This is a genomic window from Dyadobacter sp. HNCC25DJ185 (assembly GCF_056895195.1).
On the sequence record NZ_JBXHAR010000003.1, the window covers coordinates 778,539 to 804,074 of the forward strand.

The 25,536-nt window shown below is 45.1% G+C and carries 23 protein-coding genes and 1 riboswitch; of the genes, 9 read left to right on the top strand and 14 right to left on the bottom strand.

Annotated elements, in window-relative coordinates; all coding sequences use genetic code 11:
- The first annotated feature begins 72 nt into the window (after positions 1-72).
- The gene (locus AC1XUF_RS11820) at positions 73-1,584 is read left to right on the top strand and encodes a hypothetical protein (protein WP_483341994.1); all 1,512 of its coding nucleotides are present in this window, start codon (positions 73-75) and stop codon (positions 1,582-1,584) included.
- On the opposite strand, the gene pyrR is transcribed toward AC1XUF_RS11820, so the two are convergent.
- Positions 1,585-2,124, bottom strand: coding sequence for a bifunctional pyr operon transcriptional regulator/uracil phosphoribosyltransferase PyrR (gene pyrR, locus AC1XUF_RS11825; RefSeq protein ID WP_483342028.1), 540 nt, complete (start codon positions 2,122-2,124; stop codon positions 1,585-1,587).
- Between the two features lie 65 nt (positions 2,125-2,189).
- On the opposite strand from pyrR, the gene pth reads away from it, so the two are divergent.
- A complete protein-coding gene (pth, locus tag AC1XUF_RS11830; RefSeq protein ID WP_483341995.1) occupies positions 2,190-2,750 on the top strand; it encodes an aminoacyl-tRNA hydrolase in 561 nt (186 codons plus the stop codon).
- 576 nt (positions 2,751-3,326) lie between these two features.
- On the opposite strand, the gene AC1XUF_RS11835 is transcribed toward pth, so the two are convergent.
- Positions 3,327-4,715, bottom strand: coding sequence for an OmpA family protein (locus tag AC1XUF_RS11835; RefSeq protein WP_483341996.1), 1,389 nt, complete (start codon positions 4,713-4,715; stop codon positions 3,327-3,329).
- Between the two features lie 73 nt (positions 4,716-4,788).
- On the opposite strand from AC1XUF_RS11835, the gene AC1XUF_RS11840 reads away from it, so the two are divergent.
- On the top strand, positions 4,789-5,673 hold the full coding sequence (locus AC1XUF_RS11840; RefSeq protein WP_483341997.1) for a DMT family transporter: 885 nt from the start codon (positions 4,789-4,791) through the stop codon (positions 5,671-5,673).
- A 9-nt stretch (positions 5,674-5,682) separates the two neighbouring features.
- On the opposite strand, the gene AC1XUF_RS11845 is transcribed toward AC1XUF_RS11840, so the two are convergent.
- Positions 5,683-6,471, bottom strand: a complete 789-nt coding sequence (locus AC1XUF_RS11845) for a PhzF family phenazine biosynthesis protein (RefSeq protein ID WP_483341998.1) — start codon at positions 6,469-6,471, stop codon at positions 5,683-5,685.
- Between the two features lie 124 nt (positions 6,472-6,595).
- Positions 6,596-8,146 carry an alpha,alpha-trehalase TreA gene (gene treA, locus AC1XUF_RS11850; protein ID WP_483341999.1) on the bottom strand — a complete coding sequence of 517 codons (1,551 nt, stop codon included), beginning with the start codon at positions 8,144-8,146 and terminating at the stop codon, positions 6,596-6,598.
- Between the two features lie 165 nt (positions 8,147-8,311).
- Positions 8,312-8,418, top strand: a riboswitch (SAM riboswitch).
- A gap of 173 nt (positions 8,419-8,591) precedes the next feature.
- On the opposite strand from treA, the gene metX reads away from it, so the two are divergent.
- Positions 8,592-9,641: a homoserine O-acetyltransferase MetX gene (gene metX / locus AC1XUF_RS11855; protein WP_483342000.1), complete on the top strand. Its 1,050-nt coding sequence runs from the start codon at positions 8,592-8,594 to the stop codon at positions 9,639-9,641.
- A 65-nt stretch (positions 9,642-9,706) separates the two neighbouring features.
- On the opposite strand, the gene AC1XUF_RS11860 is transcribed toward metX, so the two are convergent.
- The 5 genes from AC1XUF_RS11860 to mobA form a co-directional block, all read right to left on the bottom strand.
- Complete coding sequence (locus AC1XUF_RS11860) at positions 9,707-10,474, bottom strand: glycerophosphodiester phosphodiesterase (RefSeq protein WP_483342001.1); 768 nt, start codon at positions 10,472-10,474, stop codon at positions 9,707-9,709.
- A gap of 133 nt (positions 10,475-10,607) precedes the next feature.
- Positions 10,608-12,911, bottom strand: a complete 2,304-nt coding sequence (locus AC1XUF_RS11865; RefSeq protein ID WP_483342002.1) for an FdhF/YdeP family oxidoreductase — start codon at positions 12,909-12,911, stop codon at positions 10,608-10,610.
- A 2-nt stretch (positions 12,912-12,913) separates the two neighbouring features.
- On the bottom strand, positions 12,914-13,282 hold the full coding sequence (locus AC1XUF_RS11870) for a DUF7009 family protein (RefSeq protein WP_483342003.1): 369 nt from the start codon (positions 13,280-13,282) through the stop codon (positions 12,914-12,916).
- Positions 13,279-14,112 (bottom strand): formate dehydrogenase accessory sulfurtransferase FdhD, encoded by an 834-nt coding sequence (gene fdhD, locus AC1XUF_RS11875; protein ID WP_483342004.1) that lies wholly within the window; start codon positions 14,110-14,112, stop codon positions 13,279-13,281. The genes AC1XUF_RS11870 and fdhD overlap by 4 nt, the downstream gene beginning before the upstream one ends.
- Before the next feature lie 2 nt (positions 14,113-14,114).
- Positions 14,115-14,702 (bottom strand): molybdenum cofactor guanylyltransferase, encoded by a 588-nt coding sequence (gene mobA, locus AC1XUF_RS11880; protein WP_483342005.1) that lies wholly within the window; start codon positions 14,700-14,702, stop codon positions 14,115-14,117.
- Positions 14,703-14,762: 60 nt separating this feature from the next.
- On the opposite strand from mobA, the gene AC1XUF_RS11885 reads away from it, so the two are divergent.
- Positions 14,763-15,806 carry a hypothetical protein gene (locus tag AC1XUF_RS11885; protein ID WP_483342006.1) on the top strand — a complete coding sequence of 348 codons (1,044 nt, stop codon included), beginning with the start codon at positions 14,763-14,765 and terminating at the stop codon, positions 15,804-15,806.
- 251 nt (positions 15,807-16,057) lie between these two features.
- Positions 16,058-17,161 (top strand): tRNA 2-thiouridine(34) synthase MnmA, encoded by a 1,104-nt coding sequence (gene mnmA, locus AC1XUF_RS11890; RefSeq protein ID WP_483342007.1) that lies wholly within the window; start codon positions 16,058-16,060, stop codon positions 17,159-17,161.
- 105 nt (positions 17,162-17,266) lie between these two features.
- On the opposite strand, the gene rlmB is transcribed toward mnmA, so the two are convergent.
- From rlmB to AC1XUF_RS11910, 4 genes are all read right to left on the bottom strand, one after another.
- Positions 17,267-18,037, bottom strand: a complete 771-nt coding sequence (gene rlmB / locus AC1XUF_RS11895; protein ID WP_483342008.1) for a 23S rRNA (guanosine(2251)-2'-O)-methyltransferase RlmB — start codon at positions 18,035-18,037, stop codon at positions 17,267-17,269.
- A complete protein-coding gene (locus AC1XUF_RS11900) occupies positions 18,013-19,227 on the bottom strand; it encodes a GWxTD domain-containing protein (RefSeq protein ID WP_483342009.1) in 1,215 nt (404 codons plus the stop codon). Before AC1XUF_RS11900 ends, rlmB begins: the two co-directional genes overlap by 25 nt.
- Positions 19,228-19,377: 150 nt before the next feature.
- On the bottom strand, positions 19,378-20,268 hold the full coding sequence (locus AC1XUF_RS11905) for an SDR family oxidoreductase (protein ID WP_483342010.1): 891 nt from the start codon (positions 20,266-20,268) through the stop codon (positions 19,378-19,380).
- A gap of 48 nt (positions 20,269-20,316) precedes the next feature.
- Positions 20,317-21,237 carry an aspartate carbamoyltransferase catalytic subunit gene (locus AC1XUF_RS11910; protein ID WP_483342011.1) on the bottom strand — a complete coding sequence of 307 codons (921 nt, stop codon included), beginning with the start codon at positions 21,235-21,237 and terminating at the stop codon, positions 20,317-20,319.
- 407 nt (positions 21,238-21,644) lie between these two features.
- Between AC1XUF_RS11910 and AC1XUF_RS11915 the strand changes: the two genes are divergently transcribed.
- Both AC1XUF_RS11915 and AC1XUF_RS11920 read left to right on the top strand, forming a co-directional pair.
- The gene (locus AC1XUF_RS11915; protein WP_483342012.1) at positions 21,645-23,357 is read left to right on the top strand and encodes a T9SS type A sorting domain-containing protein; all 1,713 of its coding nucleotides are present in this window, start codon (positions 21,645-21,647) and stop codon (positions 23,355-23,357) included.
- A gap of 83 nt (positions 23,358-23,440) precedes the next feature.
- The gene (locus AC1XUF_RS11920; protein ID WP_483342013.1) at positions 23,441-23,887 is read left to right on the top strand and encodes a transcription elongation factor; all 447 of its coding nucleotides are present in this window, start codon (positions 23,441-23,443) and stop codon (positions 23,885-23,887) included.
- A gap of 2 nt (positions 23,888-23,889) precedes the next feature.
- On the opposite strand, the gene AC1XUF_RS11925 is transcribed toward AC1XUF_RS11920, so the two are convergent.
- Positions 23,890-24,603: a YebC/PmpR family DNA-binding transcriptional regulator gene (locus tag AC1XUF_RS11925; protein ID WP_483342014.1), complete on the bottom strand. Its 714-nt coding sequence runs from the start codon at positions 24,601-24,603 to the stop codon at positions 23,890-23,892.
- A 126-nt stretch (positions 24,604-24,729) separates the two neighbouring features.
- On the opposite strand from AC1XUF_RS11925, the gene AC1XUF_RS11930 reads away from it, so the two are divergent.
- On the top strand, positions 24,730-25,218 hold the full coding sequence (locus AC1XUF_RS11930) for a GNAT family N-acetyltransferase (RefSeq protein WP_483342015.1): 489 nt from the start codon (positions 24,730-24,732) through the stop codon (positions 25,216-25,218).
- The last annotated feature ends 318 nt before the right edge of the window (positions 25,219-25,536 follow it).

The following is a 25,536-nucleotide window of genomic DNA, read 5'->3' on the forward strand; positions in this document are numbered from 1 at the left end:
GAAGAGAGTCATACCCCGACGGAAGAAGTTATGCATAACCGTTTTCTACACTGTTTTCGGATTTATATAACCATGGTGCTAGCCCTGGCGCCATTGATGTGTGTTTGGGCACAACTGCAGCAATCGGACCGTCTTGAAATTCCTGCCAGTACCTCCACTACCGAGCAATTTGAGGTTTTTAGCCTGGGTGAGCAGGGAATCTTGTCGATCATCAGAGGCAATGATTATGCAGTCGGGAGAAACGAGCAATGGCGCTTTGTGAAATATGACACTACATTGAATATGGTGTGGCGTGCGACTTACAAGCTCGATTTTCGCTATATACCTGTGATGGCCTATAAAGGCGAATCTGTTGGATACTGGCTTTTTGCGGAACCTGATACCGATCGGTTTCTATTTCTTCAGTTAAATTACAATGATGGTTCAATCGACACTTTTAAGGGGAACCTGCTTTCGGGTGTCGATGTGCAGCAATTTAAAGTGATAGGCAGCAAAGCGCTCATTTCGGGTTATTACAGGTCGAGGCCCATCGTTATTGTACATTCATTTTTTGATCATACGACCCGGGTTTTACCCGGGCTGTTTGAGAAAAATACGGAAATTAATAATGTGGATATCAATGAAATTGACGGTTACATTAATGTAATCACCTATGCATACCGAAAGAAAAACTGCGTTTTTGAGATCAAGACATATAATTATGACGGCAAGTTTTTAAAGAAGACAACATTAAGTGACCCTAGATACAGTTTTATTTCCGGCCAGATTGTCCCGTTGAATCCGGACGACTCTTATTTGATTGGAAACTATTCGGTCGGTTGCACGCAGTATTCGCAGGGCCTGTATGTGACACGTGTCGAAAGCGATAAACCCACTGATCCTCAGTTTATTGAGTTCTCGGAATTGCAGAATTTTTTCAATTACATGAAGCCTAAGCGCAGGCAACGGATGCTCGAAAAAATCGGCAAACGTAAGAGCCTGGGCAAGGAAAACAGGTTCAGATACCGGCTATTGGTCCATGAGCTGATCCAGATGGAAAATGAAATTGTGCTTGTCGCGGAAGTTTATTATCCCAACCAACGCTCAACCTACCCGGTAATTGCAGGTGGGTTGGCGCGTCCGTACATGTCGCGGGCATTGGAGGGATATCGTTACACGCACGCGATCATCTGTGCTTTCGACAGAAGCGGCAAGTTTATCTGGGATAACTGCATTACTATTAAAGACTTAACAAGCTTTGATCTTCAGGAAATGGTCCAGGTGACGCCGGTTGACGATTATTTTGTTCTCGCATATCCACAGGAGGGAGAAATTCATACGGAAGTCATCAGCCGGAACAAGGTGGTGGTCGAAAGTGAAAAATTTAAGATCAATCCCAAGTCGGAAAAAGACAAGGTGCTCAATAATGAAGATGGTTACTTGTCACCCTGGTATGGACAATATTTCCTCGCCTACGGTATGCAGCGGCTCGGCTCTTCTTCGATCGTACAGGGTCGTGAGGTTTTTTATGTCAATAAGCTGACTTACAAAACAGAGGATATAGATAAGGCAAGTATCAAGGAAGAAGCTTCTCGCCCGAGATAATCAGTCGACCAGCCAAATATGGTCGGTATCAAACCCCTGTTCTTTCCATTCCACTTGTACCCGCTGGCTTGCTACGGTACTTACCTTCATTCCGGCATAATCGGGATCTATAGGGAGCTCCCTGTTATAGCGGCGGTCAATGAGCACCATCAGCTCCACAGCCTTTGGGCGACCAAAGGCCGTCATTGCGTCGAGTGCCGCACGCACCATTCTTCCGCTTGCGAGCACGTCGTCGATCAGGATTACTTTTTTCCCTTCGATCAGGAAGGGGACGTTGGTTTTGTTGGGTACCAGCGGAGATTCCCTTCTTCTGAAATCATCCCGGTAAAAGGTAGCGTCCAGATATCCCAGCGGAATATTCTTTGCAGTTCGTTCGCGCAACTCGGCCACGATACGCTCCGCAAAAAAGATTCCTCTCGGCTGCAGGCCCATCACCACTGTGTTGGAAAAATCCTGGTGGTTCTCAATGAGTTGCTGGCATAACCGGCTGATCATAATCTCGAGAAGCGGACTACTAAGTATTAATCGTTTTTGGGCTATCATGAAATTTCCCTGAATTTTAGCCTAAATTAAGTGCTCGAAGACGAAATCAAAAACTTTACCAAATGAAATATCTTGTTGCCGGCCTGGGAAATATAGGTCCGGAATATGCATTTACCAGACATAATGCAGGATTCATGGTTCTCGACCGCCTGGCGGCGGAGCATGATTTTAAATTCAGCTTCGAAAAGTTAGCCTATGTAGCTGAATGGAAATACAAAGGCAGGCAGATCTATTTTATAAAGCCGACCACTTATATGAACCTGAGCGGCAAGGCGGTCAGGTATTATATGGATCAGTTTAAAGTGACAACAGAGAACACGCTGGTTATTGTTGACGAACTGCAACTGTCCTTTGGGACGTTACGCATTAAACCGAAAGGAAGTCATGGAGGGCATAACGGATTAAAGAATATTGAAGAATTACTGGCGACTTCTGAATATCCCAGGTTACGTTTTGGTATAGGGAATAATTTTCCCCGGGGGCGGCAAGTAGATTATGTTTTGAAGGCATTTTCACCTGAAGAAATGGCCGAACTTCCAGCCTTTTTGGACAGGGCGGCTGATATAGTACTTTCTTTTTGTACTTTGGGGATACAGCCGACAATGAATAATTATAACCAATGATTGGATTTATTCAAGAAAATATAAATATTTCAAGATAGCATAATATTTGGCCTGAGCATCTTTTTTTGAAATTTTATTAATTTATTTTTCACTTAAATAGCATATTGTAGCTAATTGAATGCTGATTATAATATTTAATTCCAAATAAAATTTTGTTTTACGATTTTTGGGTAATTTGTAGTTTCGAAATTAATAATGATATTTGCAACATGGTTGATTGAAATAAAAATTGAATAAAACCATGAAGGCAAATAGAAATAGTTTTATATTTGCTAGTAGAATCAAAACAATATTTCTGACTCTGTTTCAGGTAAATAAGTGATGAGATATTGAAGTTATGAAAAAGGATTGAGAGGGTGGAAAATAAACGAAATCTGGACAGCAAATTCCTTCGTATATAGGTGTGGCTTTTAAAGATTTGTTTATAAGGAAAGTTTGGAGTATTATTTGTTGCACTCTGACTTTATAATATTCAAAGAGATCTATCGTAACAGTTGATGTTACCAAAATATTAAAGAAAAGAAAAGGTTAAGGGTTTAGGAATAGTCAGTATAAAGCCATCTCAGTGAGGTGGCTTTATCTTTTTATTGGCTCTGCCCATACTTCAACCCGCCGATTAGATTTTTTGAGCGTTTCAGACTGGTTCACCCTGCTCGGTTGCGCAGGTCCGAATCCCGTACCTTCTATGCGGGCTCCTGCAATGCCCTTTCCGATCAGATAGTTTTTAACAACTTCCATTCTCTTGTTCGAGAGCTCCAGATTTTTCTCAAAGTTGCCTGTATTGTCAGTATGTCCTTTAAGCATAATTTTAAGCTCAGGCCTTTTTTGAAAGTAAGTGATCACTGAATCAAGTCTTGCGGCCGCTTCACCCTCAAGGACATCACTTCCCTGTTGAAAATACAAAGTAGAAAGGGCAGAGGAATAAGTTTCAGGGGACAAACTGATGAGCGATTTGATTTCTTCGAAACGGTTGCTAGTCCGGATATGGATGCTTTTCGACTGAAAGCCTTCTGCCTGAGCAGAAATTCGGTAAGATTCGTGTGGGGTAAGCTCAAAATTATAAACACCCTGAACAGTCTTTGTCTCAGCGACCAGCGAATCATTATTTGATTTGCGAACAAGTACTTTCGCGTCATGCACAGGTTTAAGATTTCCCCCGTCGTAAATCCTGCCTGTTACCAGCGCGAGATTTTTGTTTCTGCCAGGTGCTTCCGGCGCTGGTTTTTCTTCCGCCGGTTCTTGTTCCTCCTGAGCTACTGGTTCTTTGGAAGCCTTGCTGATGGTTTGATAACTTCTTCGGATAAATACCGGCGTCATAACCCGATCGTACAGTCGGATCAGCACAATGGAGCCTGCACTCGATTCATGGTTGGCGATCAGGTCGTCCTGGAAAAAATTCAGAACCTGGTCACTGTCGAGCATCCCCTCGGTTCCCGGATCTTTGAATTCCAGTTTCGATTGCCCGTTAATGTACATTTTGATGATCTTCGTCTCAAAATCACGGGAGTATACATAATGTACGTATTGATTGGCACGGACTGGGGCTTTTTCCCCGATGGCAAAGTCATAAAAGTTGAGCTTGCCGTCATAGATATAGCTTCCATAATCGCTTTTCCGGTTTTTAAAATCCAAAACCCTTTTCCAGCTGTCGAGCTCGGTCATTTTGAAATAAATCTCAACGGTGAAGGATTTGTTCAGAAAGCCCTTCGTCTCCGCGTTATTGAATTGCAGGCCGCTGTTTTTCTCAAATTGGTAAACGGTGCGTGTGAGGTAATCGGATCCCGTTATTTTTTCCTTGATGTATTTGCCGGGCGCGCCAAGTGGTTTTAATGTCGGTCCGCCGCTTTCGATTGTATTGAGCCCATTGTTAAAGTCGTAGGTCCATTGATTTTGAGAAAATGAATTTCCGGCCAGAACGGTTAGCAGAAACGCCGGTAGCCACTTCACATTTTTTTTACTAATCATGGCCAAAAATATGAAAAGTGGCGGGCGAAGCCGAACAGCATCCTGTATTTTTGAAGCATAATTCTTTTTGAGTGTGAAAAACATTGGTATTGGTATCCTATTTTCCATTTTGTGGTCTTCTGCTTCGGTAGCAACCAAATTTGGCGTACTATCGGCTCCTCCCCTGATACTTGCAAACATCCGTTTCTTCATTGCAGGTATCTTATTGTTGTCATTTTCTTATTTGTTTGGCAGCAAAAAATCCTTTCGCATGCCAACGCCGGGGGAGTTTAAAAAGCTTTCTTTATTCGGATTTTTGAATACAACGTTGTATTTAGGATTGTACGTGTGTGCCATGAAATATACGGCTGCCGGAATTGGCAGTCTCGCGGTTTCAACCAATCCGCTCATGATTGTTATTCTGTCATCCTGGTGGCTGGGCCGTCGCCCAATGAAAGAGGAGTGGATCGGAATTGTGCTTGGCATGGCAGGCGTTGCGCTTGCCACCTATCCATTGCTCGCTAATAGCTTTACTACATTGGGCGGGATTTCCCTTTTGTTGCTCAGTATGATCGCGGTGTCGGCGGCTAGTGTTTATTATGCTACTGTGAACTGGGAGCTTCCCAATTTGCTGATCAATGGTTGGCAGGTATTTTTGGGGGGTATTTTTTTGCTTCCTGCCACCTTTTTGCTTAGCGATTTCCAGTCGACGAATTGGGATATTACATTTTGGGGTTCAGTTCTCTGGCTGAGCCTGGCGGTGTCTATTGCCGGACTGATATGCTGGTTTCACCTGCTTCGCCTCGACACGGTTAAGGCATCTCTCTGGCTTTTCCTTTGTCCGCTATTTGGCTTTTTCTTCGCCTGGTGGCTCATGTCCGAACCCGTCACAGTCTACACCATTGCCGGGACATGCCTGGTGATTGCCGGATTGTATGCCGGTCAAAAGAATAAGCTGGCTACGAAAACGAGCGATTAAGAAGCTGGCTCAATCGACGAGAATTTCGCCTTTTAGGTATAGCCTGGCCTGGCCGCCGATGAAAACCCTGTCGCCGCTTAATTCGCATTTAAGGAATCCGCCGCGTTTTGAAAGTTGCCTGGCTGACAGTTTTTCTTTAGACAGCCTTTCCGCCCAATAAGGGATAAGGGTAGTATGGGCGGAACCCGTGACCGGATCTTCGTCGATACCAGATTGTGGAGCAAAAAAACGAGATACAAAATCTACTTCATCTCCCGCCGCGGTAACAATGATACCCCTTGCCGGAATGGTAGAAAGCACGATGATATCAAAGTCAAGATTTTTGACCACTTCTTCGGACTCCACTACAACCATATAATCTGTTCTGCCTTTGTATACTTCCAGCAAGGTGGTTGTATTGAGGCCTTCAACCAATGCAGGGGGCGGAACGGCAACGTGGTAATGGTCGGCGGGAAAGTTGAGCGTAAGCCAATCCTCCTTGCAATCGACCTGTAATTTCCCGCTTCTTGACTGGAAAACGACAGTTTGCCCTTCGTATTTCTGAATGTTGAAAATCACATACGCTGCTGCAAGTGTCGCATGCCCGCAAAGGTCAACTTCGACTGTGGGAGTGAACCAGCGTATGTGAAAACCGGATTCTGAGGGAACGTAAAACGCTGTTTCTGCCAGGTTGTTCTCGGCTGCAATGTGGATCATTGTTTCTTCCGGCAGCCATTCCTCTAAAGGAACAATTGCCGCCGGATTTCCACCAAAAAGCTTGTCAGTAAAAGCGTCAATTTGATATATAGCTAGTTTCATGTAAGGATTCAGTCGTTTTAGTAATTACAAGGTATTAAAAATATTCCCTATCGTGGAAGTTGTATCTGTAAATTTTTAATATTATTTATTGGAATGAGATAAAAACGCCGCAGATTTTTTGAGTTTATCGCTTTTTATTTTTCATCCGGAGATAAACACCATTTGTCCAGCCAAAACCTTCCTGAATTTCATATTCTCCGCCTCCGGCAATCAGATTGGTGTCGGACACATTGTATTTTTCAAGCATTTTTCCCGAATGCCTGAACTCCTTCTCAACCAAACCGAGCCATTCTGCACATAATTCATTGGCCGTGCGATGAAAATTATAGTTCCGCAACCCTTTATATGCAATCCATTGCAAAGGTGCCCAGCCATTGGGTGCGTCCCACTGCTGACCGGTACGAACTGTGGTCGTAAGCAACCCCCCGGATTTCAGGAAATTCAAACGGATGTAGGCCCTTACGTAGTGTGAATTGGATTTTGATGCAAGTTTGAAAAACAAAGGGAATGTGCCTGCCAAGGTTATTGCATTCGTGAAACTTCCCTTTTTGAAATCGAAATCCATATAGTAATGTTTGGATTCGTCCCAGAAATAGGTTTGTATCATAGCTGCTCTCTGCCGGGCTTTCTCTTCGTAAATTTGGTGCATCAGTAAAGATTCATTTAAGAGGTAGGCTTCCGAAAGTGTTTGCTCCAGATGGTACATCAGGCAATTGAGGTCAACAGGGATGATATCGGTGGTATGGATTGACGTAAAATCCGTCTCGTCAGCAAACCAGCGACTGCTAAAATCCCAGCCGGATTCTGCCGCGGCACGCACGTGCCGGAATACGGCATCAGCTGGTGCACAATGCTTTTCGGCGGCTTCTGCTGCCAATTCTACATCTTCCCGATATGATTCAGGGCGGGGAACGGCTTTATCATCCCAATATCTGTTCAGAATGCCTCCATCCGGTAGGTGGACCACCCTGCGGTACCCGGTAAAAGGCTCACCGATTGCCGATCCCTGGTCCATCCAGTAGTCGTATTCTTTCTGCATTTGAGGCAGGTATTGTTTCAGGATTTTCTTCCCTCCCATTTCGCTGTACAGACGGACCATCAGGGAAAAAAATGGCGGCTGTGACCGGCTCAGATAATAAGTCCGGTTTGCTGTGGGGATGTAGCCGAAATTATCGATCAGGTATGCAAAATTGTTAATCATGCTTTCAATCAAGTCGATACGCCCGGATTCTTTCAAGCCCAGCATGGTAAAATAGCTATCCCAATAGTAAATCTCACGAAAACGGCCCCCTGGGACAACATAGGGAAAAGGCAGTGGAATGAGCGATCCGCCCCTCTCCTGGTTTTCCGGCCGACGGGTCAGGACATTCCAGAGCCTTTTGATATGGTCGGAAATGGTCATATTCATGTCCGTCTGGAAATCGGATGCGATATGGAGGGGTAGCCTGAAATATTTTTCGACAAAAGCGGCTATGTCAAAATTCGGTGCGTCTTTCTCGTGGTGGTAACTTTCGATGATCAGAAGCGGATCTTCCAATGGTATAGAATCAGCGAAAGTCTTAGAGTCTTTGAAGATATGGCTGTTCTGAACATCCTTAAACAAGGTTCCGTACAATTCTTCCGGAGAGGCGTGAGCCTGGCCATAAGTATAAGAAGGAGCAACAAATCCGTACAAAAGTGGCTGATATTAAAAGGTACTGAGCATTGGCATTGAGACAATATAGTAAAGATAGACGTCGCTTCTGCCAACACAAAGCAGAATTTATGCAATTGTTTGCATTTTAGGGCATCCGCGCTTAATATTGCACCATCAAGTCAATTGCTTCACTAAACGGCGATTGATTTATAAAGAAGAGGCGAGAGAATGGGCTCAACGAACCTCTGGCAACCTGCTACCGATTGGAGAAAGGTGCTAATTCCCACCTAAGTTATTAGGAGATATAAACTCAATTCGCGTGAACTTACTGTTAGAAATTTCCGTAAGCCGAATGGCTTTAATCTCGCACCTACCGCTGAAAATCGTTTTTTCAGTTGCGTAAAGGGCTGTTTTTTGCTATCCTGTTTTTCAAGGAAATGGCAGCTCAAAACATTGTCGAATTAAACTTTGTGCGAAGGCACTTATGCAAACGGAACAGAAAATATTCAGATATCCATACGCTTATTCTCTGGAAATGGGAGGGGAACTGCCAGGCTTTGAACTGTCATATACCACTTACGGCGAGAGAAATGAGGACGAAAGCAATATCGTCTGGATTTGTCACGCCCTGACCGGAAATTCCAATGCGGCCGACTGGTGGGATGGATTGGTGGGGGAGGGGAAGTTTTTTGATCCAGCGAGGTATTTCATTGTTTGTGTAAACGTTCTGGGGTCCGCATACGGATCGACTGGCCCACTATCTGTTAATCCGAGGACCCACAAGCCATACTATCGCGATTTTCCCGTCATTACCGTTCGGGATGTTGTGGGTGCCATGGAATTGCTCAGGCAGGAACTGGGTATCCGCAAAATCAAAATCTGCATTGGAGGTTCGCTGGGCGGACAGCAGGCGCTCGAATGGTCGGTAGAAGTACCCGATTTGTTTGAGGAATTGATATTGATTGCGTCCAATGCGCTGCATTCTCCATGGGGAATCGCGTTCAATGAATCCCAGAGAATGGCCATTGAGGCCGATCCTACTTTTAAGGATGATCATCACGAAGCAGGATTGATGGGAATGAGGGCGGCCCGGTCTATTGCATTGCTTTCTTACCGCAATTACGATACCTATAATTTTACCCAGGCGAGAGATAACCCGGACCAGATCGATGACTTCCGCGCGTCGTCCTATCAGCAGTACCAGGGCGACAAGTTTGTGAAGCGTTTTAATGCTTATTCCTATTGGGTTTTATCCAAAATAATGGATTCGCATAATGTGGGACGCAATAGGGGGGGCATTGTGCATGCATTGGGTTTAGTAAAGGCAAAAACCCTGGTTTTGGGAATCAAGTCAGACCTGCTTTTCCCGCTATCCGAGCAACAGTTTTTGGCAAGACATATACCCGATGCCGTTTTCCAGGAAATCGATTCGCTGTATGGCCATGATGGATTTTTAATTGAATATAAGCAACTCACGCAAGTGATCCGTGCCTGGCAGGAGACCAATGGACAGTTGCAAATGGCCAAGATGTGACCATTGTTTGTAGATCAACGAAAAAACTCAGTCCTGCCAGGGCTGAGTTTTTTGATGAGGGACATCTATTTTGAAAGACTCAAAAGCAATTCAGGTTCATTGGTGGTGATGAAATCCACATTTTTTTCCAGAAACCATTTCAAGGTTGCTTCATCATTGACCGTCCAGACGTTGGTAGTCAGTTTTTTCTCGCGCATGGCCGGGATATAATCTTCTTTTCTTTTGAAAACGCTGAAGTGGTAATCTATTCCATCCAGGCCCGCCGCTGCGATTTCGTCAGGTGTTTTGTCCCCGTTCAGGTATTCAACATGCGCTTTGGGGTCTAGTTCCTTCACTTTCAGGCATACGTCAAAGTCAAATGCAATGTAATCTGTGATCTTGGTCACCTTCATTTTTTTCACCAGCTCTACACATTTGGCAGCCAATGCCAGTGATCTTTCTTTGCTGACAGACGAAGTTTTTATTTCAAGGATCAGGCGGGTCTTGTTTTGTTTTGAACCTGCTGTCAGATAAGCTTCCAGGGTCGGCAACGCTTCCCCATTATCCAGCTTGATTTGCGACAGCTCCTGCGAATTCGTTTTTTCAATATGTGTTCCTTTGATGGCATGATCATGCAGGACGTAGAGAACCGAGTCGGCAGACATATGTACATCAAATTCACTGCCGTAGCAACCCAGCTTGATGGCGTGTTCCAATGCGCTGATCGAATTTTCCGTAGCTCCGGTATTTTTCCAGGCGCCACGATGTGCAATCACTTTATTTTTGTTTTGGGACATACTTTCAAAAGTTGTGAGGCTCAGCAGGCCGGCAATCACTAGGATGAATTTTTTCATTTATTATAATTTAAGCTTCAAAAAAGAGTGAATATCTGATTGGCATTACCCAATGCCATACCGGGGAAATCAAGGTTGAAAATTACGTCAACTTTCACGGCGCTGCGTTAGGGCAATGTTAAGTTTGCAATTGTTAAGCATGTTTATTAACCCTGATAATCACATGTTTTGAAGTCGGTGTGTTGCTCTTTTCTGCGACGCTGCCAATCGGGACCAGCACATTTGTTTCAGGAAAATATGTTGCGGTACAGCCTTCAGGAATTGGATATTCAATGACAATGAATTTGCGCGCAACACGCTCCACACCATCGAAATGATTGGATAAGTCGACGAGATCGCCATTCTTCAGGTCTCTTTCTGCAATATCTTTTGCATTCATCAAAATCACCCGACGCTCGTTGTAGATCCCCCGGTAACGGTCGTTCAGGCCATAAATGGTTGTATTGAACTGATCGTGGCTACGTATGGTCATCATCACCAGTTCATCTGCCGCGATCTCCGGTTGAAATAATGGAGCGATGTTAAATCGCGCCTTTTTCGATGAAGTTTCGAAATCACCTTCACGATTGCAATTGGGTAAATAAAAACCACCCGGTTTCCGGACGCGCTCGTTATAATTGTCAAAACCTGGTATTGTTCGTTCAATGTCTGCCCTGATCACGTCGTAGTCGGCATATCTGTCCCAATTGATCTGGCTGCGCCTGCCAAGTGTCGCCTGCGCCAGTCTGCAAACGATTTCCGGCTCGCTCAGTAACTGGTCCGAGATTGGTTGCAATACACCTTTTGAAAGCTGGATCACACCCATCGAGTTCTCACAGGAAACAAACCGGTTTTCATGCTCGAGCATATCCATGTCGCTTCTGCCAAAGCAGGGGAGTATCAATGCTTCTTCGCCATGTACCAGGTGACTGCGGTTCAGTTTGGTGGAAACGTGAACCGTCAATTTACATTTGCTCAGTGCCTCTGCCGTGAAATGGGTGTCGGGAGTAGCAGAAAGGAAATTTCCACCCATTGCAAAAAAGACCTTTGCCTTGCCTTCATGCATGGCTTTGATGGATTCCACCACATCGTACCCGTGTTTTCTGGGAGGGCTAAAATGAAAATTTCGCTCAATGGAATTCAGGAGGTTTTCAGATGGTTTCTCGAAAATGCCCATCGTCCGGTCGCCTTGTACATTGCTGTGGCCTCTTACCGGGCAGGTTCCTGCACCAGGCTTTCCGATACTTCCTTTGAGCAGCAGCAGGTTCACCAGTTCCTTAATGGTATCCACGGCATTTTTATGCTGTGTCAGGCCCATCGCCCAACAGGCAATGATTTTGCTTTTTGATGCCAATACCCTCGCAGTTTCCTGGATTTTGGTGAGCGGGACCCCGCTGATCTGCGCAAGTTCCTCCGCATTGAGCGGACTGATGTGTTCAATGAACGATGCGTAACCCTCGGTTTTTTTCCGGATAAATTCCTGGTCGAAAACCATCCCGGGGTTACTTTTTTCCTCTTGCAATAACAAGGCTTGGAGCGCTTTTAAGAGTGCCATATCTCCATTGATTTTAACCTGCAGGAAAATATCGGTAAGTGAAGGGTTAATCCCCAACACCCCGGAAACACGTTGCGGATTATTGAAACCCATTAAACCTGTCTCAGGCAAAGGGTTAATGGCAGTGATCGTTGCACCATGGGCTTTTGCCTTCTGCAAGGCTGTCAGCATGCGCGGATGATTGGTTCCCGGGTTCTGGCCCAGGATCATAATCACCTCCGCTTTATAAAAATCTTCGAGCGTAACCGATCCTTTTCCAATGCCCAGCGACTCTGTTAATGCTACCCCGCTGCTTTCGTGGCACATATTACTGCAATCCGGCAAATTGTTTGTACCAAATTCGCGGACAAACAGCTGGTACAGAAATGCGGCTTCATTGCTTGTACGACCGGAAGTATAGAAAATGGCTTGATCAGGCGTTTCCAAAGCATTAAGCTCTGACGCAATTTTGCCGAATGCCGCCTTCCAGGTAATGGGCTGGTAGTGCGTGCCTCCGGCTGGCAGGTGCATAGGCTGTGCAATTCTGCCTTTTCCTCCGATTTCGTAGTCTGATAACCGTCCCAGGTCACGGACCGAATTTTGAGAAAAGAAATCAACGGTCAGTTTTTTGAGGGTAGCTTCTTCCGCAACGGCCCTCGCCCCATTTTCACAATATTCAGCGATTCCCGACCGTTCATCGTCCGGATCGGGCCAGGCACAGCTCGGGCAATCAAAACCTCCTTTTTTATTTAAATGAAAAAGGGCCTTCATCCCGCGCTTTAAGCCCGCTTCTTCAAATGTTTTTTCAAAGCTTGAAACAACTGCGGGAATACCCGCAGCCACTTTTCTGATACTGCCTTTTTTTAGTCCCGTAAGCTTCTCAGGATTTTCGGAACCCTGTATAATTTGAGGTTGATCATCCATGGTCAGCAGATTTTATTGGGATTTTCGTAATTGTCCGATTGGTCTTCCGAAACATGATCCAGGCATTTGAAATCCTTTTCAAGAAGCAGATACAAGGATTGTCCGGCATTCAGCGGAACATTTGCGTCTATGCCCGTCATATTGTTATTCTCCCAGCCTGAGGTAAAATCTGCAGGTACCGACAGTGTTATTTTTCCTTTTTCAAATGAGGCAGATAAGGTTGAAATTTCCGGGTCCCGCCTGATTGCATAATGAAATTCATTTTCTGGGAAGACCGTTTTTTCTTCCAGGACACCTTCATTGCCTAACTTTTCGACCTCCGGTTTGGATAGTCTGAAACGTACTGAGTTTCCGTGAATGCGAATTTTCATATATCAAGAATCCTGTGAAAGCCGGTATAAACATTAAATCTTTCTTTTTTTAAAAAACCCACAAGCGTGATGTTACTTTCCTCTGCGAGCTGTACAGCGAGGCTGGAGGGCGCTCCAATTGCAGCTACTATTTGGATACCAGCCATAGAGGCTTTCTGGATCAACTCAAAACTGGCCCGGCCACTGAGTAACAATATACTCTCGGATAACGGCAAAGTTTTAGCAAGGAACGCTGCGCCAATTAACTTGTCCAGTGCATTATGCCTGCCCACATCCTCGCGAAGCATGATCAGATCTCCATTTTGATCGAAAAGGGAAGAGGCATGCAAGCCGCCAGTGCTTTCAAAAATGTGTTGTTGCGCAGAAACCTGCTGGTCCAGACGGAACAATGTGTCCCGGTCAATACTGATTTCTTTCCTGGATCCTCTATAGCTCGAAACGGTTTTGATGGCGTCGATACTCGCTTTGCCGCAAACGCCGCAGCTGGATGTTGTGTAAAAATTTCGTTCAAGGGAATGGAGTGCAGGCTCAAAAGTATCTGATAAGGTTACCAGCACGCTGTTGTCACTGAATAAAGGTATATGGACCTTATGTACCTCACTCGGCTGCCGCACAATTCCTTCTGTAAACAGGAAGCCAACGGCAAGTTCCTCGTCACAGCCGGGTGTGCGCATGGTAACAGAAATGCTTTTTTCTGTCTTGTTACCGGTATTGCAATAGGCTATGCGGATTTCGAGAGGTTCTTCCACTGCAAGATGGTCTTCCATGTCCAGTGAGCCGACCTTGCTGACCCGCTTTATTTGTTGGTTTGATACCAGGTTGGTTTCCATATTTACCTCTTTACAGACAACGTTTCGAGGGCTTTGCGAAAAGCCTCAGGTGTATCTACGCTAATCATACAGTTTTCCGATTCAGGAATATATTTTTCGGCCCCGACATCCTCCAGGAAATGCTGAAGCGAATATCTCCCGCGGTTAAAAAAGCTCTGCAATAACGGTGCCGCACTTTTCGAATACCAGGCAAGCAATGGTTCATATTTTCCATCGCTATTGTAAAAAGCAGCGGCGTGCGATTCTCTTTTAATAGAACTCAAAAAAAGTGACAAATCTTTCTGCTCTATGAAAGGATAATCGCAGCCTACACTCAACAGGTCGTTATTTCGAAAGCTGTGAAATGCCGTCAAAATCGCAGCGATCGGCCCGTGGTTGGCGAATTCGGGCAGGTCAACGACTTTTTCAATCCCAGGATTTAAGTTGGGATATTGCTGTGGGTTGCAGGAAACCAATACTTTATCACATAATGGGGTAAGCAGACGCCCTACATATTCATATTGCGGAACGCCGTAGTAAGCCAGCCGGCTTTTGTCTGTCCCCATACGGGAGCTCTTGCCGCCGCAAACTACAATGCCAATTGGTTTCATGATTGTTTTTCGATTCAATCAGATTTTAAACTATCAGCCAAATATGCGTAACTTCCTCTTATGGAACAGGGGGATGTTACGATTTTAAGAAAGAAACCGATCTATCCGGTCAGTCCGGAACTTCGGAAATATCTGCGGGCTTACCAGCGCGATGCGCGGCTGCCCGTCAGCTACCATGATCTTCTCAGTTTTTATGAATCTTTTCCGGTTAGCGACAAAAATGGAAAAGATACGCTTTGGGAAAGCCCGCTTTATCCGCCGCATGAAATGGAACGACTGCATAACGGCCTGAAAAAAGTATATGCAATGCTGAAAGCATCGGGTAACCTGCGTATTGTCGAGCACAAATACATCGACCGGATCGACTATTGTAAGTTTGGCAACTCCAATCCGTTTCGGATCAAGATCGTGAACCGGCTGAACGACATTTATGATTATTTCTATGTAAAAAAAGCCGATGCGTCCAGAATTTACGGTTTGGAACTGGAAGAAATTTTCTCACCCAATCAGGTGAATTACCTCGTCGATGGGGATTCGCTGATCGAGGAGCACATTGCCGGGATACCGGGCGACGAGTTTGCCAGGACCCGTTTGCGTCACACCGATTACAACCCAATTCGCATTGCCAAAGAATTCGTGAAGTTCAATGAACGCTGCATGATTACGCTTTTGGGCGATATGCGGTCCTACAATTTCGTCATGCAGATTACGCCCGATTTTGATGATTTTCAGTTCAGGTTGAGGGCCATTGATTTCGATCAGCAGTTTTATGAAGGTAATCTGAAAGTGTATATGCCACAGTTTTTTAAAGAAAACAGGCCTTATGTTGAACTGGCCATGGAATATCTGACGGACAAAACCGTCTTGCAATACCAGCAGGAAGAGCAGTCGTCGATCATGTACCAGGCGAGAAGCGAGCGGTATCGGCTGAAGGAGCTGCGGGACGTCTCCATCAAGGATAAAATATCGACCGTTGATAATATCCATCAGCTGCGTGAAGGGCTTTTTAAGCATTTTCAGGATCCCCATTACCACCATTGCGAAAGTATGACCGAAATTATCGAGTTGAATATCAAGAACATCATCAGACAGGTTATCGCTTGATTCGGTTAGTAAGGAGCTTTCTTATTGATTAATGTTAATCAGCTGTCAGTCCACCAAGCCATCGTGCGGCGATATAAATAATATAGCGGTTATGGAATTAATGGCAAAGAGGTTTCAAATTGATGATTACCAATTAATTTTTATTCATGACTTATAGGAATACCTTTGCGGAACCAAACAGCCGGAATTGGCTGTTCCCCAATTTCAACCTTAAATGATCGGAAGGCATTCAACCTTCGCAGATTACCAAAATGAGTAAACACGGACGAATTTTAGTCGCCATGAGCGGCGGCATCGACAGCTCTCTTGCGGCTGTTATGCTACATGAGCAAGGTTATGAGGTCATTGGAATGACCATGAAAACCTGGGATTATGCAAGCAGCGGTGGGACCAAAAAAGAAACGGGCTGCTGCTCCCTCGATTCCATCAACGATGCGCGTAACATCGCCGTTGAACTCGGTTTTCCCCATTATATATTGGACATCAGGGCTGAATTTGGCGATTATGTAATCGATCATTTTACAGGAGAATACCTCGAAGGCCGAACGCCCAACCCATGCGTTTTATGCAATACCCACATCAAATGGGATGCATTGCTACGTCGAGCGGATCGTTTGGATTGCGAATTCATCGCAACCGGGCATTATGCCAATATGCAGTTCAATAATGGTCGTCACTATGTTTCCAAAGGAATTGACAGCTGGAAAGACCAGAGCTATGTGCTTTGGGGTGTTTCGCAAGAGAGCTTGTCGCGTACTAAATTGCCACTCGGATATCTGCACAAGTCGGAAATTAGGGAGATGGCGCGGGAAAGGGGCTTTATTGATTTGGTAAGTAAAGCGGAGAGTTACGAAATATGTTTTGTACCTGATAATGATTACAGGGGTTTTTTGAAAAGAAGGGTTCCTGGACTTGAGGCGGAAGTGGCAGGTGGGAATTTTGTATTCGAGGACGGCACTGTCGTCGGAAAGCATGAAGGATACCCGTTTTATACAGTCGGCCAACGCAAGGGGCTTGGTATTGCATTGGGTAAGCCGGCTTTCGTCACCGAAATCAGGAAAGAAACCAATGAGGTGGTTCTGGGCGATCTGCCCGATCTGTTCCGCGATGGAATGTATGTGGGCAAACTGAACTTTCAAAAATATGAGTCGATTGCAAAGCCGATGGAAACGGTAGCCAAGGTACGTTACAAACATGATGGAACTCCTGCTTTGATCGAGCAAATCGAAACGGATAAAGTAGTCGTTCGCTTCCACGACGGTGTAAATGGCATCGCCCCAGGACAGGCAGCAGTATTCTATGAGGGAGACGATGTAGTTGGTGGAGGCTGGATCCTGAAGAGTTTCCGTCAGTAAAGTTCACAACCTGAACGGGTCAAAAGCGCCTTCGCTTGTACTTTTGACCCCGCTCAGTTACCATTGAAAGTTCTGGTTGGCTTCGCGACTTTAATAGAAGTGATATTATTTCACCCGTTGCCTCACCGCCTCGTAAAGTACAATTGAACTCGCAACAGACACGTTCAGCGAATCGACTTGCCCATTTAATGGAATTCTCGCGCCGCTATCGGCCAGGTGAATAAATTCCTTTGAAATTCCATCTTCTTCTGAGCCCATGATGATGACGGTCGGGATCGTAAAATCAATGTCATACAGGGACTTATCTGTTTTTTCCGTACAGGCGATAATTTGCAAGCCGCTGTTTCGCAAATACAGAAGTGTTTCGTAAAGATTAGGCTCACGGCAAACCGGCAGGAAGTTTAGTGCTCCTGACGATGTTTTCATCGCGTCGGCGTTGATCTGCGCACCGCCCTTGGTAGGCACAATCAGTGCCTGAACTCCCGCACATTCCGCAGTTCTGGCAATTGCACCGAAGTTACGGACATCCGTAATCCTGTCGAGCAATAACAATAAAGGTGTTTTTCCTTCTTCAAATACACTGGTCAGCACATTGTGCAGCGGCATGTATTGGATCGGCGAAACAAATGCAATAACACCTTGGTGATTTTTCCGTGTGATCCGGTTCAGTTTTTCGACCGGGACTCTTTGGTAGGGAACACCGAGTTCTTTGGCAGGCTTTTCAATTTCCGAAAGTCCGAGTTCCCTTTGAATAAATAATCTTTCTATTTCCTTGCCTGAGCGAAGGGTTTCTAATACAGACTGTATACCAAAAACCATATCGGCCTGGGACTGTCTTGGGGCTGGTTGCCTTACCGTATACTTCCGTTTCTCCATGCTTCTACTACTGGATACCAGATTGGCTGGTATTCGGCATAGCGAACCAGTTCATAATGATCATCCACAAATTGATTGTTTTTTCTATTAAATGTAAAATTGACGTTCTGCGCATTCCCGCGCTGGTCGTAAGTCCATACTTCGCGGTCTTTGCTGCGCTGAACTTTATCAGGCGGACCAAGCACAATGTAAATCATACCCTTATCGGTTTTCCAGCCTTCCTTATAAGTTGTAAAAAGTTGGTTGGCTTCTTCAACCCTTCCGTAAAAGGACCTGATAGACTGTTGCGCAAGCGGGGCATTTCCATTCATTAAAGTCAGCCAGTATTTATCAAGGGCTTTCTTATAGTCTTCGGCTTTTTTGATTTCGTTGATCTCGTTATTGGTGCTCATGTAAAGCAGGGGCCCAAGAAGGAGTTGTGGCCGGGTAACTTTTGGAAAGCGCTCATTTACAACCAGAATGCCCAGGCCTTCGGATTGGGTAGTGTCCGCAAAAATATTGTACAGACCTTCCTTGGTAAAATGCAGGCTTTCGCTGGTGTTGATCGAGAAGGTGCTGTCGGCTTCTAATGTACGGTTTCCGTTTTTAGGAGCGATGTTCATGGGAGAACCAGCCGGCTCGAATTCATGATTGTAATAAAGGACGTGCAACCTATCGCTTCCTTCACCTACTTTTTTAAGTGTAAAAGGCTCATTGATATTGATATAGTGACGTTGCAAAGGCTGGGGGCTGGAAGCGGTATAAACGCCGTATACCTGGCTGACTGCTAATTTCTTAAAATGAATGGTCAGGTCATTCAGTACTTTTTTTAAAGTCCCGACCTGGCTGATTTCGCTGAGCAGGACGCCATATTCCCTATTGGGGCTTTTGATATCATAGTGGACCACGATTTTGTCACCCGCCCGAGAAACGTTTGAAGAATCAAGCTTTACATTACCGTACCCAAGCCGCTCTCTTGTCCCGTAGTCGGAATAAATGACGTAGTTGAGGTTGTAAGTCTTGATAAAATCAGCAGGTTCAATTGGATTTTTACCTTTAAAAGCGTCTACATAAAGATATACCTTGGTCTGGGTGGTGTCTTTCAGAAGGTATTTGCTCTGGATGGCTACCAACGAGGGCTCTTCGCTGACAGTTGGTGCTGCTTGCTGCAACTGGGAAGGTCTTACCTGCGCCTCGGGCAATTGCTTCATAGGTTTGTTTGAAGAAGCACAACCGGCGATCCCCAAAACTGTAAAAATATAAAGGTAAAAACTTAAACCTGATCTCATAGACGTGTTTTCTTCATTTGTCAAATAACGAAGGAACGGCCAAAATTACCCAATAAAAGCTTAATAAAATTTTTATTCTGGTTTCTTACTGTTCCGGTTCGCATTTTTGATCTGATCTTCAATGATATCCCATTGATCGTCAGTAACTTGTTTGAGGAAATTGAACTGTCCGGCAGCAAGTACTTCACCACCGTCTAGTGTGATCACCTCGCCCGTCATATAAGCAGAAAAATCAGACATCAGGTATGCCGCCAGGTTGGCCAGTTCCTGATGGACCCCCACACGATTGAGCGGGATGCGGCTTTCAAAAGAAAATTTCTCGGATAATTCCTGGGGAAAAAGGCGCTCCCAGGCTCCCTTTGTCGGAAATGGTCCGGGTGCAATTGCATTCAGGCGTATTCCGTGGCTGGCCCATTCGAATGCAAGCGATTTGGTCATTGCCAATACACCGGCCTTGGCCATCGCTGAAGGTACCACCCAGCCGGAGCCCGTCCAGGCATAAGTAGTCGAGATATTCAGAACGGTCCCCTTGATGTTATTTTCAATCCAATATTTGCCCAAAGCAAGTGTAAAATAGTAGGTGCCACGCAAAACGATATCAACTACGGTATCGACCGCTTTATACGACAAACGCTCGGTGGGGCTAATAAAATTACCGGCTGAATTATTTACCAAACCATCCACTCGCCTGAATTTTTCGATGGTTTTTTCAATAACCTGCTCGATCTGTTCCGTTTTGCGGACGTCGCAGGCGACGCATAGTATCTGACCTCCGGTTGCTTCCTGCAATTCCGCCGCAGTTTTTTCAAGAACTTCCAGCCTCCTGCTACAAATTACAACGTTGGCACCCAGCTTCAGGAAATAGCCGGCCATTGATTTGCCAAGCCCTGTACCGCCCCCGGTGACTATAATGGTTTTGTTTTTTAATGCATCGTCACGAAGCATTCCTTCGGTATAAGCCATAAGAAAAAATGGGAAGAATTTATACAAGAAGGGTATGTATCCGGCTAATTACTGCTGGGCAAGAAGATACAGTACTGCCATACGGACGGCCACTCCATTCTCTACCTGATTCAGGATGATTGAGTGGCCGGAGTCTGCTGCATCGGAGGACAATTCTACTCCCCTGTTGATCGGGCCGGGGTGCATCAGTATAATTTCCCTATCCAGACTATCCAGCATCGCTTTGTTGATGCCGTAATAAAGCGAGTATTCCCGAAGGGAAGGGAAATATTTGATCTGCTGTCTTTCGAGTTGGATTCGCAGCACATTGGCAACTTCACACCATTTGAGCGCTTCTTTTACGTTGTGGCTGACCTTCACTCCAAGCTCTCCCAGGTGTTTTGGGATGAGTGTAGACGGCCCGCATACCATTACTTCTGCACCCAGTTTTTGCAAGCAGAAGATGTTGGACAACGCGACTCGGGAATGCGTGATATCTCCAATGATCGCAATTTTCTTTCCGGTCAGATCGCCCAGTTTTTCGCGCATGGAAAAGGCGTCCAGCAATGCCTGTGTCGGGTGTTCATGTGTTCCGTCGCCAGCATTAACGACGTTCGCGGATATGCGTGTGGCAAGGTAATGTGGAGCGCCCGGGCTGCTGTGGCGCATCACAATCATGTCCACTTTCATAGCCAGGATATTGTTTACAGTATCGAGCAGAGTCTCTCCCTTTTTTACAGAACTTCCTGACGCTGAAAAATTGACCACATCGGCAGATAGCCTTTTCTCTGCGAGCTCAAAGGACAATCTTGTTCTGGTGGAATTTTCGAAAAAAACATTGGCAATCGTAATATCCCGAAGCGACGGGACTCTTTTAATGGGACGATTGATCACTTCCTTGAATTCGGTCGCAGTATCTAGGATGGTTTGAATGTCGTTCTCGTTCAGGTTTTTAATTCCAAGTAAGTGCCGAACCGAAAGTTTTGTCATTACCGATATGCTGTGAAAGTTTGGCAAAGATAATAAGGAACAGCTCAATGAGGAAAGGCAATCGAGATTTAAAATGACCAATTGCGCTTGCTTAATAGAAACAAGAGGGGTTTTGATGTCTTTTTTTAGCCGCCGAAGGTGGCATTCAGGTCCCGGAATTTGCCTGAGGAATCTGCTGACAATGCCTTAGGATAAATATAAACTACCTCAGAATAATTTATAAGTATAAAAGGAATCTATTTGGAAAATCCTGGATGGATACTGCCGTAGTCTTACGTTATTTTTGTCGCCGATGACGGCCTTTGAACTGCTCAATCTAACACCTCTTCTCCTCTATATTTCTATTAATCGTCAGGTCTTCAGACAATCTTTTAGTTTTCTCTAATTAATAGTCCCATTCTACGCACATGAAATTTTTTACTTTATTCTTGTTATTACACACTTCCATCACTCTTTTTGGTCAGATTGAAATTAAATTCCCGCCGACCAGAATGGTCTATCAGCGAAATGCTGCGGGTAACGCGGTTGTTTTTATAACTGGCACTTACACGTCATCTATCGACAACGTAGAAGCCCGTCTGGTCAATAGGGCGGGTGAGCCCGGGACCCAGGTTAACTGGACCCAAATTGCGGGCGGCGTGAGCGGCAGTGTATTTTCAGGCTCATTAGTAGCCTCTGGCGGGCGATATGACCTGGAAGTTCGGGGGCTAAAAAACGGGCAACAGGTTGGAAGCACTGCCAAAGTTGAAAAGGTAGGCGTTGGCGAGGTTTTCCTCATCGTGGGACATTCCAATGCTGCGGCGGCGGAAAGTCAGATGGTCGGTGCTAACAGTGATTTGGTGAATTCGATCAATCCGAATGCGGATTTGAATCTTTATGAGGAATACCTTACCAACGGTACCGCCGATTATCTGGCTCCTTTGAAGCCCACCAAATTATGCCAGACCTGTGGCATAGCACCCATGGTCCAGTACCCCTGGCTGTGGTCGAGGCTCGGGGATTTACTGGTCGGCCCTAATGCGCTGAATGTTCCTGTCCTATTTTACAGTGCGGCGTTTGGCGGCAGTAATATGGATCAGACTTATATGTCCGCCTACAACATTCCTTTTGACCATGGTTTCATCAAATACAGTATTAGGATGCCGTATGCAAACATCAGGAATGCAATGAACACTTATGTTCCCCAAACGGGTTTAAGGGCGATTTTGTCGATGCATGGTGAAAACGATCAAGGCCTAACAGGCGATGAGTTTAAATTCAGACACCAAAAGGTTATCGAGAAAACCAGGGAAGAATCCGGTTATCAGGATTTGGCCTGGCTGGTTGCGACATCCTGCTACTCCAACGGGATTAATCAAGCTATTACCAATGCTCAGGAGTCTCTGATCAGCACTGTACCTAACGTTTTTCGTGGCGCAAACCTCAATCTGATCGATAATTCGGGCAGGTATGATGGTCTTCATTTTAATGAAAACGGGCAGATCAAGGCGGCGGAATACTGGAGGGACGCAATAACAAGCCCTTTGACCAATATCCTGCAAAACGCAAAGTCCTTTATGGCTCAGGCACCGCCATTGCCCGGTCCTCCATTGCCGGTCACCCTGATCCGTTTCAATGGTAAAAAAGTGAGTAACGAAAGGAATGAATTGGAGTGGGTCACTTCATTCGAGGAGGGAAACGACTATTTTGAAATTCAGAAAAGTGTGGATGCCATTCATTTCGAGCCGATTGGCACAGTTCAAGGCGGTGGCGACAGTAAAGAAAGTACCAATTATTCGTTTACCGATGAGTCTCCCGCCGAAAACCTGAGCTATTACAGGCTCAAGCAGGTTGATTATGATGGAACGGCTACGCTTTCCAGGATTATTATCGTACGCAACAATCCTGAAAATTTCAATGAATTTGTATTTCCCAATCCAACTGAGCATTACGTCGAAATCGCGACAGACAATGGTATCAGCGTGGAGGAAATGACCATATTTGACCTGAAAGGCATTGAAATGATCAGGAAATCCAAAAGCAGCCAAATGGATATTTCCACATTGAACAAGGGTGATTATTTTATCCAGGTCAAAATGAGCTCCGGGCAGTCCGTCAGAAAGAAAATAACAAAGTTATAAGTTTAGCAATGTCTTGCGCTTAACTTTACATCCAGTATAATTCAATAGGGTTGCCAGTTTTGGTAACCTTTATTTTTGACGGTATGGATAAAAAACTTTTGATAAACCGCCTGAAGTCACTTCTGGAAGAACGCATGCGTGCGGCCTGGGACGCAATGGAAGCCGCGCAGGAATCGGCTAATGACCAGGGCAAAAGTTCGATGGGCGACAAATATGAAACTTCGCGGTCGATGGGCCAGCTGGATAGAAATATGCATGCGCGCCAATTCGAGCAAACAAGGCAGGAAAGATTAGTCCTTGAGAGGATCAATCCCCATGAAGCTATGACTAGGGTGGCGGTTGGTTCCTTATTACAAACCACTGCCGGCTGGTTTTTTATTGCGGTAAGCTGGGGTAGCCTGAAAATAGAAGATGAGACCGTGCTGGCAGTCTCATCTTCTTCTCCGGTGGGCGCCTCGTTATTGGGAAAAGCAACGGGGAGTAAATTTGATTTTATGAAAAAACAGCACGAAATAGTGGGTATATCCTGATCCTAAGCCATGTTGTGGAAAACACGCTGCACATCATCGTCCTCTTCGATTTTTTCGATCAGTTTTTCTACCTCAGCCGCCTCGTCTTCGGTCAATGTCTTAGTATCGTTAGGAATGCGCTCGAAATCAGCTTCCACGATTTCATAACCATTTTCTTCCAGGTAATGCTGTAAGGCCCCAAAAGCTGAAAATTCACCATATACATTGATGAGACCTGATTCTTCATCCAGGAAAACTTCCTCTCCGCCTACATCGATCAATTCGAATTCGAGCTCTTCGAGATCTTTGCCATTGTTTTTGACTTTGAAAATGCATTTTCTGTCAAAAATGAAATCCAGCATGCCCATGGTGCCCAGGCTGCCGCCCAATTTATTGAAATAACTTCTGACATTCGCCACTGTGCGCGTAGGGTTATCAGTTGTACTTTCTACAAGAATAGCGATGCCATGAGGGCCGTAACCTTCATAAACCATTTCTTTGTAATCTTCCTGATCCTTGGAAGTTGCTCGTTTGATTGCCCTTTCGATCGTATCTTTGGGCATGTTAGCCGCGCGCGCATTTTGAAGAAGAACCCTTAGCCTTGCATTGGTATTGGGATCGGCCGTTCCGCTTTTTACAGCCAAAACAATGTCTTTTCCAATCCTGGTAAATGTTTTGGCCATTTTATCCCAGCGCTTAAACATCCTGGCCTTCCTGTATTCGTAAGCCCTGCCCATACTGATTGTACGTTATTAGTTAAGATTTGTAGATTTAAAACTTTGTGGTTTGCGTACCATGCCGCAAATTTATAAAAGACGATCAAAATCAAGTAAAAATAAATTTTCCAAGAATTAGGTATAAAAATGGCACATCGGCTAGACTGGCGTTTTAAGACATTTGAACAACTTGGCAACGAAGAACTTTATCAGTTGCTGCGGCTGCGATGTGAGGTTTTCATATTGGAGCAGAAATGCTGCTTCCTTGACCTCGATAACAAAGACCAAAAGTGTCATCACCTGACAGGTTATCTAAATGGCAAGCTGATGGCTTTTTCCCGAATCGTCCCACCAGGAGTGTCCTACGAATATCCTTCGATCGGGCGGATAGTTGTATCCCGCGAAGGGAGGGGCATGGGGCTTGGCGTTGAGCTGCTCAATGTATCAATTGAAAAGTTGGAAATGCTATATGGTGAAAGCGTCATTCGAATTGGCGCGCAACTCTATCTCAAAAATTTTTACGAATCGTTTCATTTCGAACAGTCCAGTGAAGTGTATCTGGAAGATGCCATTGAACACATCGAAATGACCAGACAAGCACCTGGAAGAGCGGGTTTTCGCAATTATGGGGAATGATTTCCCAGGTTTGGTGAATTTGTAAACAGTCAATCTCATGTTTTTTTAGCCAGCTTCATTACTGAGCAGCGGTTTTATATTGGTGATCTGGAGAGAATTGTAGTAATTTTGCTACAAAAAGCGGTAAAAACTTTGATATAAATTGTTCTCTTAAACTTTGTTTGATAACTTGGCACAGAATTTTAGTTATTAGTATTCAGTCAAGCAAATTGTTGCTTTGGGACTGACGCCCTGTCAGAAACCCGATAACATTTTTGACGAACACTGATAGAGGAGGGTTTACGTGGAATGGCCTACTGTAATGCGGTAGGCCATTTT